Source organism: Pedobacter sp. NO84, from assembly GCF_059703915.1.
In genome coordinates this window covers 1,698,157-1,712,556 of the sequence record NZ_AP046575.1, presented here as the reverse complement: position 1 = coordinate 1,712,556, position 14,400 = coordinate 1,698,157, and the positions used below count along the sequence as shown (strand labels likewise).

8 protein-coding genes are annotated in these 14,400 nt (G+C 40.6%); 3 read left to right on the top strand and 5 right to left on the bottom strand.

Annotation, left to right across the window (positions count from 1 at the left end):
• Nucleotides 1-53: 53 nt before the first annotated feature.
• The 4 genes from AC6H0V_RS07340 to AC6H0V_RS07325 form a co-directional block, all read right to left on the bottom strand.
• Nucleotides 54-338 carry a hypothetical protein gene (locus tag AC6H0V_RS07340; protein ID WP_497563072.1) on the bottom strand — a complete coding sequence of 95 codons (285 nt, stop codon included), beginning with the start codon at nt 336-338 and terminating at the stop codon, nt 54-56.
• Nucleotides 339-413: 75 nt separating this feature from the next.
• Nucleotides 414-599 (bottom strand): hypothetical protein, encoded by a 186-nt coding sequence (locus AC6H0V_RS07335; RefSeq protein ID WP_497563071.1) that lies wholly within the window; start codon nt 597-599, stop codon nt 414-416.
• A gap of 169 nt (nt 600-768) precedes the next feature.
• Nucleotides 769-2,616: a Xaa-Pro dipeptidyl-peptidase gene (locus tag AC6H0V_RS07330; protein WP_497563070.1), complete on the bottom strand. Its 1,848-nt coding sequence runs from the start codon at nt 2,614-2,616 to the stop codon at nt 769-771.
• A 165-nt stretch (nt 2,617-2,781) separates the two neighbouring features.
• Complete coding sequence (locus tag AC6H0V_RS07325) at nt 2,782-5,682, bottom strand: hypothetical protein (RefSeq protein ID WP_497563069.1); 2,901 nt, start codon at nt 5,680-5,682, stop codon at nt 2,782-2,784.
• Between the two features lie 508 nt (nt 5,683-6,190).
• Between AC6H0V_RS07325 and AC6H0V_RS07320 the strand changes: the two genes are divergently transcribed.
• Together AC6H0V_RS07320 and AC6H0V_RS07315 are read left to right on the top strand one after the other, a co-directional pair.
• Entirely contained in the window at nt 6,191-9,013 is a 2,823-nt protein-coding gene (locus AC6H0V_RS07320) for a hypothetical protein (RefSeq protein WP_497563068.1), read from the top strand.
• Nucleotides 9,014-9,015: 2 nt separating this feature from the next.
• On the top strand, nt 9,016-9,849 hold the full coding sequence (locus tag AC6H0V_RS07315) for a sugar phosphate isomerase/epimerase family protein (protein WP_497563067.1): 834 nt from the start codon (nt 9,016-9,018) through the stop codon (nt 9,847-9,849).
• Nucleotides 9,850-10,275: 426 nt separating this feature from the next.
• On the opposite strand, the gene AC6H0V_RS07310 is transcribed toward AC6H0V_RS07315, so the two are convergent.
• On the bottom strand, nt 10,276-11,454 hold the full coding sequence (locus AC6H0V_RS07310; RefSeq protein ID WP_497563066.1) for a LacI family DNA-binding transcriptional regulator: 1,179 nt from the start codon (nt 11,452-11,454) through the stop codon (nt 10,276-10,278).
• Nucleotides 11,455-11,950: 496 nt separating this feature from the next.
• On the opposite strand from AC6H0V_RS07310, the gene AC6H0V_RS07305 reads away from it, so the two are divergent.
• Nucleotides 11,951-14,383: a hypothetical protein gene (locus tag AC6H0V_RS07305; protein ID WP_497563065.1), complete on the top strand. Its 2,433-nt coding sequence runs from the start codon at nt 11,951-11,953 to the stop codon at nt 14,381-14,383.
• Nucleotides 14,384-14,400: the final 17 nt, after the last annotated feature.

Sequence of the window (14,400 nt, the reverse complement as noted above, 5' to 3'; positions counted from 1 at the left end):
TGGAGCATGCCCCGAAGGGGTCCCTTTGGGAGAGTTGGGATTGCATTTATTGATTATTCATCCGGCCCAGATCCAATAGACAGGTAATGCTCAAGTTCTGGCTCCCTATACACTTTTTCAAATCCCGGACTTATCTTTTTAATAGATTCCATTAAAACTGCACTATCTGTACAGAATAAAAATTCGCTTAAATCTTGGCCTTTGAGTTTGCGATAAGCTTGCCAACTAAAGCCACCAAAGCTTAGCTGATTTGCATTTTTTGCTGATACCATTGGAAGTGTATGTTGCTCGAACTCAATTCCCTTTTCGTTTGTTAATAAAAACCTTATCCATTCCATGAGTTGGCCACTTACGGCGCATTATAATTTTGTGATACTAAATTTGAAATTGTTTTGGTAATAAATAGCGTTTATTCACTTCTTCACAGAAGACTTCTCGCTATCGGATTGGCTTTCGTGTGTTAATTTGCTTGATTGGTGCTTAAGTTCATCAAGCTTGGCATTTGTTGTTTGCGCTTTTTCCTTTAACCTCCTAGATCTTTCTAAAAGGTCATTAATAGCCTGTAGGTTGGCCTGGTCTATGGGATCGATAGGTTCCATTGGCATAAGAGTTACCTAATATACTAATAATTTTTGGTTAATGGACGTTTTTTAAGCTTTATAGTTGTTGCAAAGGAATAGCCTATAATGTACATTAACCACAAAGTGAGGATGAGACAATTTGGGGCACCTTTTTCCGTCTCTGATACCGAAAAATAAAATTTAAGAATTAGTGTATTGCCTTCTCCAGCGCCGCTAATCCTCCAACCACAGGTAGGGTTAGGGTAGTCCCGTTCAGATCAATCGTTAATTCTGTTCCTGCTTTGGGCCATAGCGTAAATTCCTTATCGCTTGAAAAGATCATTAATGCCAGTTGTTTTCCTGCCGGGATGATCTGATCATCTGGCTGCAGGTTAAATTTTAGGTCATAGAACTTACCCGCAACTAAGGGTGCGCTTTTAGTTAGGGATTTGCTATTTTGAGGATCTGCCCAACCACGTGTAATTACATTGTCTATCAGTTTTACTCCTGTGCCTTCGCTCCAGGGCAAAGCAACTAGCCAAACCGAAAAATTGGCTGCGGGTTTACTGCTCGACAGCTTTACCTTAACCTGCGCAAGCCCGGATAGGTGAAGGGCTTCTTTTAAAACGGGACTAACATAGAGCAAACGGTGTGACGAATTTGCTGTTTTTGCTAACTCACTTCCAGAAAAAGAAACATCATCAACAAGTTTTTCTGCGGGTTGCTTTTCGGGCTTAAGGGTTAATAACGTTCCATAGCCTGATCCTCCTGCGCCGAGATAAAGTTTCACATCAGCAGCCGCGGGATTAGGGTAATCAGCATAGGGAGTAGGGTTAGAGGGAAGGTCTTTCTCTCTTACGATCCAGGCTTTGGGTTCTTTTTCTACCCCATTTTCAATCCCGAACAAATAACGCGTAAACCAGCGGTTCATCATTTTCAAGGGTGGAGGTCCACCATGTCCTGCTTGGTGATAGTAGATTTGTGTAGGTATTCCTTTAGCTTCAACAGCTTTATAGATGCGATAACTATGCTCTGGCATCACGTTCCAATCGTTAAATCCATGAGACATCAGCAGTGCTGCTTTCCAAGGCTTAATGGCATTTAGGTAATCCCTCCCTGCCCAAAAATCATTATAATCTCCAGTAATACGGTCCATTCCCCTGGCCATTTCTCCATCCCTTATGGTTTTATTGGCATAGTCTCTTTTATCTTCAGCCCCGCTGTGGATATAATCATATAGCACATCCACATCCTCACCGAGATAACCCCCAGGATTTCTAATTAAACCGTTAGATCGATAATAATGATAATAGGAAGTATTGGGAGATACGGGGATGATGGCCTTGAGACCTTCAACCCCTGTTGTGGCTGCTGCAACGGGTAAGGTACCGTTATACGAAGTACCTGTCATGCCTACATTCCCGGTACTCCAATATGCTTTAACCTTTTCATTCCCATCAGGTGAGGTATAGCCATTGTCTTTTCCAGAAAGCCATTCTATCACAGCCTTAGGCGCTAATGATTCGTTTATTCCGCCTACGGTAGGAGAGCCCTGTGAGAGTCCGGTTCCCGGAGATGAAGAATGCACCACTATATATCCCCGCCTAACCCATTCTCTAATTAATGAATTTGAAATAATAGGCCTAGTGCCCGTACGGGTTACAGAAGGATGGATGCGAGCTATTGCCGATGCCTCTCCAACTTCGTGTTTAACATCCCAAAACGTTCCGGGCGCTGTGCCGGCCGTTCCCGCATAGTAAGGGCTAGTTTCGTATAAAACTGGAAGTTTTAGCCCCTCAGTTTCGGTTTGATACGGCCGGGTCACATCTACATGCATCCGATCAAGCTTACCATCACCGTCGGTATCAAATGACGTTTCTACCCAAAGATCCTGTCTGATCCACTTTTCGGGTGTTTCGAATGCAGCAACAATTTGAGCTTCACCGTCCTTAAATACAGGGATTGCTTTTTCTTGTGCAATAGCCGAAAAAGAAACTAGTGTAAAGGAAAGCGATAAGAAAACCTTGCTGAGTTTATTTAGGTGAAGTTTGATCATGTTTTTGCCGTTGAGTGAGTAGTGCTAATATAAGAATTTAATGAACACCACCTACACTAGAACTGCTAAGTCATCAAAGGTTAAGCTCGGCTGAGGAATTTAGAGCGAATTTTTTGCCAGGAAATAATTCAATCCTGGCAAGTGGTGTCAAGAATTGGCATCAACTTAATTCACACTTTTATTTTGAAGCGTATAGGTTTTTCCGGTAACAGATTGGTTATTAAAATCAATTGCTGTTAATCGATATTCAACTGCTTCTGCAGGGTTAGCCAAGTGTACATCAAATTCGAACGGATAGGTTATATCTTTTTTAAGCTGCCACTCGCCTTTGCCTACGCGATATTGGAGTGTTACCTGCTTAAAATCTTTCTCCGTTTTATCGGTAAAAATATAGGCATCAGAAAACTGGGGGAAGGTATTGATCAACATTCCTGTTAATGTTCCTAGGCCGTTGCTATTTTCGTCTCTAGTAAAACTCGTTTCGCCGCCTATCACTTTTTGAGCATCCATCTTTGTAAAGAGAGGCACATTGATACTTAATCCATGAATTTTGTATGCAGCCAAGGCTTGTGCATTAATGTCAACGTTAAGTAGTCCGTTTTTAAAAATGCCGCTGCCTGTGGTTCCATTAGCGTAATATACGGTTACCTTATATTCTTTTTCGGGAGTCCAATGGATTACATCAGGATTTAATCGAAGTTCGGTCTGTACCTTTTCGGCAAATGTGTTCATTAATACCACATAGAAATCATTTTTCCCTATTCCCATCACATGGTTTAATGCCGGTGTATTGCTTTGGATCGCATTTGCGGGAAGCCATAGGCGAAGATCGGTGTTTCCAAAAATAGAACCCAGCTTACTTCCGTACACATTACTGGTGAGATAGGCATAGCCAGGTGCGTAAATTCCCGGGAAATCTACTTTGCCATTAGAACGATAATAGGCATCATTTACTAAAAAATCAATAAGTAGCGTGATATGGGGAAAGATGTGGTTATGGAAAAGGTAATTGTATTTAATATCAAGAAAATCATGAGCGGCATAATCTGCAGATTGATAAACGTTGGTATGCAGCGATGTAAAATAATATCCCGGAAAACCATTGTATCGGCCTAAAATTGCATTGTAAGCCGCCGTTTTTAACAGGGTGTCCTGTGTAAGTGCCGCTAGCTTTAAGAACCAAGCGGGATGTTGGGTAAGCATAATCGGCCCATTACCATAGGTATAGGGCTGCTCAGGGGGTAGTCCAACTAACGATGTTTGCCATGCTGGAACCAGTTGCTCGGCGATTTCGGTTGTATAATCAAATCCCGGGATTCCATCTTTGCTATTAATTTTATAATGCTTTTTTGCCATGCCGTTTACCTTTCCGCCTTTATTTACCAATAACAGCGAGTCGGGTGCCATTGGGTTAGAGCGGGTCCAAAGCACCATCTGACGGGCAGCGGTTTGAGCTAGATTTAGGTATTTACGGTCTTTGGTTTCTTCATACATTTCGATCATGTCATATAGCTTTGGAGCAAAATCTGTCATAAATGCTGATGCTTTGTCGCGTAATCCAGGATCGTTTTCAAACGAAGCAGGGTAGGGTTCCCATATTTTCAAATAGGCATCAGCCCCTGCAATAGCTTTCTGAAGATCGTTAGGGTCTTTCGAAACCCGATAGCGATATAAGTAATCCTGCCAAGTTCCTCCGCCAGTTTCGGTATTGAGATTCAGTTTTCTGGTTTTGCCAAAAAGGCGATTCATCTCTGATTGGAAAGCGAAGGTCTGACCATTAGTTAACTGGCTTAAACCACTTAGCTCGCCAATTTCCACACAGGGGCCTTTAAGAAAATGTGAAGGGCTTTGTATCTTTTGTCGCTCATCGGTGGTATACAAGTATTTTTCTCTCGACATTACATAGGCCATGGTAGGAAGTGCTCTCTTGGCATAAATATCTTCATTGCCGGTTACAAGAGCAGTGCCTAATTGATGCAGTGCCGATACTACTTTTACGGTGCCCACAGCATCCTGTTCATAATTGAAACCTTTGAGACTATCCACCCAACCACCAGATTTATCGTTCATGGCAATGCCAATCATATTATCAAGCGTTTGATTAAGGGTAACTGCTGCATTTTTGCGCTCATTTTTATAATGAAAAATGCTCGTTAAGATGTAGTTCATGCCAGCATACCAATCTCCTGGCTGTAGTACATAGCGAGTTTTGAAAGTAAACGGTTTACCTGGCGAAAGTAGGGAGCCATTTCCTCCCAATATTGGAGCAAATACCAATGGTTGTGCCTTACCTTCCGCATTGCGCAACATCAGTCCGAAGCGGGAGTTAGCCACGTTTGCAAAGCGGTAAGGGATTTCGGTAGGATCGGGAGCAATACCTTCTGTAAACTTTTTATTGTTGGTAAACGTAGCAGCGGTGGTTGCAAATTTCTCAGAAGAAAGATAACTTTTCTCCGGAAATCTTTTCCAGGTCCAGATCATGGGTTGATACAGAAAATCCAGCTCATTTGCACTTTGGGATTCAATTCCCGTAAACCCAATTGAATACCATCCTTTAACCAATGGATTAAATCTTGTCTCAATTATAGGGGGCTCTTTGCCTTGAGGCAGCGAAACAACCAGCTCAACGGTTCCGTATGTTTTATCTTTGAAACCGAAAATTAGTTGTTCAGCGCTCTTGCGAACAGTTGTTGCTTTTAAGGTAATTTGCTTACCCACTTTGTAGAAATCAGTTTCATTACCTGTATTTTGATAAAATTCTGCGGTAGGGGTAATTTTCAACTGTTCGGCAGTGGCGTTCTTCATGTCCGTTGGATTATTCCAAGCCACCTGTGGAGAAAGGTTATTGTCTGATTTTTTTTCTGCCATCAACGGATTGTTAATGGACCGCACAATGGTGATTTCCGGCTTCAACGTACGGCTTAAGCCTATTATGCCATTAACACTTATCGTAATGTTTTGCGCATCGGCAACTAGTGTATAGCTTTCATTTTTTATAGTGATAGCCTGTTGTGCAGCGGCAGTGAGCGTGCAGAGGGATAGGAGGGTAAGAAAACTAATTTTCACAATAAAATACAGGTTTGGTTAAGTTAAATCGGCGCTAATCACATCATTAGCTGAGGCGCTATTACTTGCTGGGCTAAAATTATATAGTTTCTAATTATACATTCAGCATTGCAAATATGTAAACATTCTCCTTAACGGGATTGCTTTTCTAAATGGGGATAGACTTTTTTTATATCGCAAGCGATGCCGATATAAAATAACTTAGCCGATGTTATCGATGTTCATCCAAAAACACATTTTAAGAATGCCAATTAAAATGTTTTTAGGACCATAAGGGAGTGGATAGATGGGCGAGGCCATGGTTCTAATTAAAAATTACTCAAAAAAATAAGTCCACCTATCACAAGCGCTTGCGCAAACGTTTTCGATATAAAATCGCCCCGAAAAATCTACACTTAAGTGCTTAATCCCTTCTTTATTGCTACTTTACACGCCATAACTAACCAAAATAAATTTCGTAACTTCTCCAAACTATCTATTTGTATGGGAAATAATTAGGAACAAACAAATGAAAAAATATATTATCCCTGTGGGGTTCATCGCTTTTCTTTTTTCTTCTCTATCTGTATTAGCACAAAAGCGAATTTCAAATTCCGCCTACCAGATTGAAGTATCAACTAACTCATCACTAAAGATTAAGCATTTAATATCGGGGCGAACGTTTACCATCGTACCCCAATTTACGGTGCTGTACAGTGAGGAAGACCCAAAATTGAGCTTTTCGGGTTACGCTTCTAAATTTATGACGAAGGAGATAGGGATTGTACGTGTACCCCATTGGAATGACCCTATTACAAAAAAACCTGTTGCTGATTTTTTCAAGGCCGCGACGCCCTTAGTTGTTAATGCGGCTGAGCTTGCGTTAGAAAATGGTGGGATGAATTTTATCTTTAAAGAAACTGCAATGTTTAAACTCAGTGCAACACTTTCTCTTAAAGAAAATAACGAACCTACTTTAAGCTTTGAATTTATTCCGAAGAAAGATGGATACTATACCATCGGGTTTACTGGCATGCCAGAATTTAGCCCAACAGAGTATGATTCCGTTTGGCAACCACCAGTTTGGCAAGAAAAGCGATTACCAGAAATCTCTTTCTTTTCTACAGAAGACATGTGCAGCAGTTTGCCTGGAACAATGGTAGAAGCAGGCGGACTTACTTATGGCGTGCTTGCTAACCCTTCAATTATCCCTTACCGACTTCCATATCAACCTCAAGGAAAGATTGATCTGGGCGTGGTGCTGCGAAATCAAAAAGGAAATGCCCAGCCGATGCTATTTTCTCCAGTTTTTGGTAACCCTGATTCGAAGATGAGCATCGGGCAGAAATACACCTTTAAAGAAAGGATCTATGTATTTTATGGTCAACAAACTACCGCATATATCGATGCCGTGAAAAATATCTTTGGTTTTAAGGACTATAGAAAAAATGTGTTCGCCAATTTAAATCAAACCATCGAGAACATGATCGATTTTCAACTCGATGATGTGTATAGCCGTTGGAGTGCAGATATGAAGGGTTTCGATTATTCTACCGATGTGGCCAATACGGTAAAAAACGTATCCGGATTACACCCACTCTCGTCAGCCATCATTACTGATAATAAGGGAATCTATGATAGGAGGGCTCTTCCCATGATTGAATATTTGATGTCAAGAGAGAAATACCTGTTCTCGGTAAATAAAAATATTACCCGTCAACAACCATCGAGCAGAATGCAGGGCCCAGCAGTAGAAGTTTCTGAACTTGCAGCACTCAATACTTTTTACAATAAACAATCTCCAATTTTCAACTATTTAGCTGATAGTTTGAGCCATACCTCTAGACAATTAAATCTAACAAAAACCAGTGTTGGAGACGATTGGCCTAATCTAATTGGCCTATATAAAATGACAGGCAATATCGATTACCTCGAAAAAGCGAAGAAAAAGGCCGACGAGTACATCAGCTGGCGAATTGCAAAAAAGCAAACTGATTTTAGCGATTCTGGTCCTAAGCAGGCGGCTCAGTTCTGGACAGACTTTTCGCCATTATGGATGGAGATGCTTAACCTTTATGAGGTAACTAAAGAAAAGAAATACCTTGATGCCGCAGAGGAGGGAGCTAAGATCTACCTTCAATACATTTGGTTCTATCCCACTATTCCAAATGGAAATATAACGGTTAATAAAAATGGAGTAGTTGATTTTAGGTGTATAGAGGCAGTAAGGGATTCCATTCCTAAGATGATTGCCACTCCACAAACCGTTCCGGCCTGGCAAGTATCGCAAATAGGCCTCACACCAGAGGCGAGTTGGACCAATTCGTGGAACCCGGCAATATTTTTGGCCCAATTTGCCCCACATTACCTCAGGTTGGCATATTATACCAATAACGATTTTTACCGTTGGGTAGGTAGGTCGGCAGTGGTTGGCCGTTACACCAATTACCCGGGCTACGATATCGATGGTGAATTTAACACTGTATATGCTCGCCCAGACTATCCACTACGTTTTCAGCATGAGGTTTCGTACAATCAGTTTTACTATAATCACGTATGGCCCCAAATTTCACTGCTGTTTGATTACCTGATCTCTGATGTGTATACTTCTTCAAAAGGAAAGGTTGATTTTCCATCGGAATTCGCTGTCGGTTATGCCTATTTGAAAAGCAATGTATATGGTTTTGCTGGGGGCAGTTTTTACGATGATAAAAATGTAAGATTATGGATGCCTAAACAGGTTCTTCGTATTAATAACGAACAGGTTAATTTTGTTACAGCTTATGGAAATGGCAAGTTCTATATCGCGTTTCTAAATCAAAGTGATGATGAAATTGATTTCACAGCAAATGTAAATCCTGTGTTAGTGCCATTAGACGAAACCAAAAATTACAATGCTAGGGTTTGGAAGCAGAATGAAAATGCCAAAAACGAGGTGGTTAAAAATGGTGTCATAAATCTCCATATTAAACCAAAAGGAATAACTGCAATAGCTATAGATGATGTTTCGATTGTTCCACAATTTCAGCAATCATCAGATCAATCACAGTCTAACAATACCTACAAGTTGTTGGATAGCGAAATTGGTAGAATAAATGCTACTGTAATTTCATATGGGAAATATAGTAATGCGTTTATATGGTTAACCGCCAATGCCGAAAAAGTAAAAAATGTAACATTCAACTACAAATTAAAGAATAGCAAAAGCTGGAAAAAGTTAGTTGATGAGACCTATCCTTTTGAGCTTTCGGTGCCTTTGGAGAATAACACCGATCAAATCGAATGGAACCTTCAGGCCCTGCAGTTAGACGGGAAGGTAGTGAAGATAGATAATGTTAAGTTGAACAATTAAAAATGCAAGTATTGTTTTTTTGCCCTATCTGGGGACTGGTACCTGATTATACCGATCGGATCGATGCCGATATCGCTGAGGTTTTTCATAAAGTAAAGCAGGCTGGGTTTGATGGGATCGAAATGACCGTTCCTTCAGACCAAGAACAAGTGCAGCAGATTTTAGCATTGCTAACAAAGTACGACCTCCAAATTATTGCACATGAGTGGGCCAATGATGGAATTACGGTAGCCAACCTGATGCAGGATTTCGAGAAAAACATCTTACGGGCCGCATCGGTTAAGCCGCTATTTATTAATTCCCATACGGGGAAGGATTATTTTTCTTTTGATTCGAATTGTAAAATACTGGAAAAGGCGTTTGCACTTGAAAAAGAGACAGGAATTAAGATTAACCACGAAATACACCGGGGCCGGTTCAGCTTCCATTGTTACACCATGCAAAACTATTTGAAGGTCTACCCAGATCTTACACTAACCGCCGATTTTTCGCATTGGTGCAACGTTTCAGAAAGTTTGTTAGAAAATCAAAAGGAGAGTATGGTACAAACTTTTAGGCATTGCAAGCATATCCATGCCCGTGTAGGCCACACCCAATCGTGCCAAGTGTCTGATCCGGCGGCGCCAGAATGGAAAAATGCCTTGGCAGCTCATTTAAAATGGTGGGACCATATTTACGAATACAGTAAAGCCAATGGCGAGGAAAGATTAACCATTACACCAGAATTTGGCCCGGCTCCTTATATGGCTACCCTTCCGTATTCCAATGAACCAATTGCTGATCAATGGGCTATCAATTTATGGATGAAAGAACTGCTTAAAAAGCGGTATGCTTAAAAAGATTTGTCGCCTGAGGCTCTCGAAGGCAGAATAAGCTTAAAAAAGTTCCCAATTGCTTCGAGAGCCTCAGCATGACAATTTTCTTTGGATCGAATCCCAAAGAGGTGCCTTTAGGTCTTCGACTACGCTCAGACTGACAATTGGGGGGATAATTCGTTTAATCTATAGTTTAATCTTTTAATTTTGTCACCCTGAGCGTAGTCGAAGGGCGTAAATGGTCTCCGAATACGCTCAGACTGACAATTCGGGTGGAGTTACTTGAGCCTAGTTTAATCTTTTAAGTTTGTCACCCTGAGCGTAGTCGAAGGGCGTAACTTTGAGCCTACTTTAATCTTTTAAGTCTGTCACCCTGAGCGTAGTCGAAGGGCGTAAATTGGTCTTCGACTAGGCTCAGACTGACAGCTAGAATAAGAAAGCTAAGCTTTATACATCCCCTTTTATCTTTCTCGTAGAATCTCTAATGATCAAATTTCCTTTTACAATTTTTGTTTTTGCCTCATGTTCTTCACCATCTATGAGCTGATCAAAGAACAATTGTGCAACGGTTTCTCCAATTTTATAGGTTTGGGGATTGAATGAAGTAAGTCCGGGTTCAATAATTTCGCCCATGGGTTCGTTTCCAAAACCTGCAACAGCTACTTGTTCCGGGATTTTTATGCCCTTGCTTTTAAGGTGAACGATGGTTTTAATGGCTCCAATATCTGAAATAGAAAAGATGGCATCTACGGTTTTATCGGTTTCTAATGCTTTATCTACGTGTTCGAGTATAGATTTAATAGTAAGGTCTGTATTGGACACCAGTGCAGGATCAAACACTTGCCCGTGTTTCTTCAAAGCCTTCATGTAACCTTCCTGTCTTTTCTGACAAACGCTTAAATGCTCTGGTCCCGAAATCAATAAAATGCGTTTACAGCCTTGTGTAATCAGGTGTTCGGTTACCATGAAGGCTCCATTCAAATCATCGAGTAAGACCTTAGAGGTATTAAGCTCATCACAAACCCGATCAAAATGGATAATCGGAATACCACTTTTTAAATGAAGTTTGATATGGTCGAAGCTTTTGGTCTCTTTAGAATGGCAGATAAGTAGCCCATCAACCCAGTTGGTCATAAAAGCATGGGTGTTGGCCACTTCCGTTTTGTGCGATTCTTTAGATTGGCTAATCATCACTTTGTATCCTGCCGCAGAGGCTACATTTTGGATCCCCGTAAGTATGGATGAAAAAAAATAAGTTTCTATGTCGGGAATAATTACTCCTATGGTACGGGTTTCGCGTTTACTTAAACTTTGAGCCAACGTATTGGGCTGATAATTGAGATCTGCAGCAACTTGCTTAACCGCCTGTTTTGTGTTTTTACTAATGTCTGGGTGATCTTTTAATGCTCTAGATACGGTAGAAACCGAAATCCCAATCGCCTTGGCAATATCTATAATAGTAGTAGCATGATTTTTTTTCCTTGATGTCTTGGTGTGTTCACGCTCTTTAAAAATAGTGAAATGATAATTACATTCCTTACAAAAAAAACGTTGTTTTCCTCTAATAAACCCTGCTCTTAGAACAGTTTCTTCTTTAAAACATTTCGTGCATTTAATCCTGGGCATACATTTTAAGGTTACATTGCAATCAATAGCGAGTCCAATATACTTTGGTTAGAAGTGGTTGATTGCTAATATCATGTTTTTAATTAAGGAAAACGAATGGATATCTATCTAAAAACCAATTTTTCTATCTGTTTCATTGGTCTATTTTTTAATAATGGATGCAATTTACCCCCGCTCACATTGATTTAATGTTAATCCAGTGTTATGTTAAAAAATAAAAAACTATCGCAAGCGTTTGTGGAAACGTTTGCGATATAAAATCGTCTTTTAAACTCCATAAGAATTTGACTTAATGACTTATTAAGCCCTAATTTAGCTATTCAGTAAGCAACATAACCAATATAAACTATCTTAAATTTGACGATTTTCTTTTTGTAGTAAATTGTGTATTCGGATACACTGGCGAATTATAAGTGCCTGAACTTATAAGCCCTTTATCCGCCATACTAAATTAATCCAATTAAGAATATGAGTACTGATTTATAATATCGATCGTATGAAAAAACTTGTAATACTATTATTTGTCAGCTTCTTGCTACTTGGGGCCAAATATCAAAAGGCTTACAATGGTCCTCATGTAAATACGACTGCAAATTCTAATGCAAGCGATACTTTAAAAAAGAAAAAATCTATAGTACTACCAGAGCCTACAATGGAGTTGGCAGCGAAGTGGTGGCCAGATTTAACTGATTATTGGACCCCGGTAGGATGGAAGCATCATAGATTTCGGTACAATGTTTTTTACGACGGAAGCATCTATGCGGATCCCTCTTTAAGTAGCACCGCAAAAGCTTGGGTAGGTCAAGGATTACAACTTAAAGTTGAGCCCGGATTATTTATTACCGAAAAATCATATAACACGTTGAGGTCTGAACCATATACTATGGTAGATGATCATCGAACTATTCAAGGTTGGACAAATGACAGTACTCCAGTGCTGTTTACTGAATGGTCTAAAGACGGATTACTCTTGCGAGAAAATATATTTGCTCATGTAAGTGGAAGCAGCGACGTCAAAACTGGCCTCGAGCCACTTTTTGCATGGGTTCGGCTTTCAGTAAGTCAAACTCTTCCAGGCATACCAAAGCCAGCGCGTTACACCTTCTCTCTCCGTTTTAATGCTCCCCATGTGATCACTAAAATGTTTGTGCGTAGCAACATAAGAATGGATCAGTCTAAAGCCGCTTATCCCCGAGCGCTAAAGGCAGGAGGAAAATACAGTAGTGAGAAAGGCTTATACATATTAGAAGATGATGGAAAAGTGAGGTTAGCTGTAGCACCAGGAGTGGCTTCGAATGTTGATGCAGGCTTTAGAGAAGGCGACAAAGAGGGAAAAGATCCCCTTCTATATGTTACGATGGACGCTAAGGCTGGGCAATACGTGGATATTTTAGTACCCATGATTCCTACAGCTCGAGATATTTTAGATCAGGAGCTTGCCATTGGTTACAACAAGGCGCTGATTGAATCCGGTCCATTTTGGTCTAAGCGCCCAGCGTCAGCAGCAGTAATAAAAGTGCCGGAAGAGTTCATTAACAATACGCTGAAACAGTTTGAACGTTTTTCGGAAGTTATTTCAGAACGTGTGCCAGAACAAGGTAGAAATATGTCTTTAAGTGGCTCACTCCAGTATGTTAAAGCTTGGGCAACTCCAACAGGGAAATTGGTGGCAATGTATCTCGATCCTCTTGGCTATCATGATCTGGCCGCCCAATATTTACAGCCATTTGTGGATGCTCAGGGAACTCGCCCAGCTCCAAGTACTTTCATTCCCAAACATCCAGGATTTCTAGGATCGCCCGCTGCATATACATCAATAGACTGGATGGCTGATCATGGGTCGCTATTGTTCGCAATTTCTAATCACGCCCTGCTAATAAATGATGTAAATGAGAAAAAGAAGTATGTTGAAAGTGTAGTAAAGGCCTGCGAGTTTATTCAGTTTGCTCGCCGCATTAAAGGTCACGGGGGCTACGAGGGCATTCTTCCCCCAGCACGCTACTCTGATAAAAGTGATCAGACCCAAAGTGTTTGGAGCGATGGCTGGACTTATAAAGGACTTACAACTGCAGTAAGATTTTTAAAACAAATTAATCACCCTAGAGCAGAAGAATTTGAAAAAGAAGCCGTTCAATATAAAGCTACGTTTTTAGCGGCCTTCCGTAGCGAATGCCAAAAAACAGAAAAGTGGACAGATAATGAGGGAATAGTACGTCCTTTCATACCTTCAAGTTTGTTTGGTTCTGTAGAAGAATCAGCAAGACACGGATTTTATTTGGATACTGGACCTCTTATATTAGTTTTTGCAGGTTTAATGGATGCCAATGATCCCCTCATGCAAACTACATTGAAATGGTTTAGAGAGGGTCCAGTGCAAAACTTTGCGAGGTTTGGTGCTTCTTATAATCAAATTCCCTTTCTCACTCATGAAATGTCAAGTTGTATCCCCGGTTACAGTTGGAATAATTTTATCAATCATCAGCTGGGCGATAGGTATCATTTTCTGGAGGGGATGTATAGCCAATATGCTGGTGGAATATCAAGGCAAACCAAAACCATTTGCGAATCTAGAGGGGGGATTACCGGTAGAATAACGCATGCAGATATGCCTTTTTACTTAACCAGATTAGCGGTGGTAGACGATATTGTGGCAGAAAATCAGTTGCACCTCTTGCGCATTTGCCCATTAACTTGGGTATCACGTGATCAGGAAACGGTTTTTAAAAACATGCCCACCATCTTCGGGCCTATCAGCCTCACTTGGAAACTTTCGGAAAAGGGCGACGCTCTATCTCTAAGCTACACCCACCAATTTCATCATATTCCAAAGCGTACTGTTCTTCATATTCCTCCAGTGGCCAACCTTAAATATGTAGTGGTAAATGGAAGAAAACATTCAATAGATAATAAAATGGAAATTATATTATAATCAGCAAGATGGTAAAT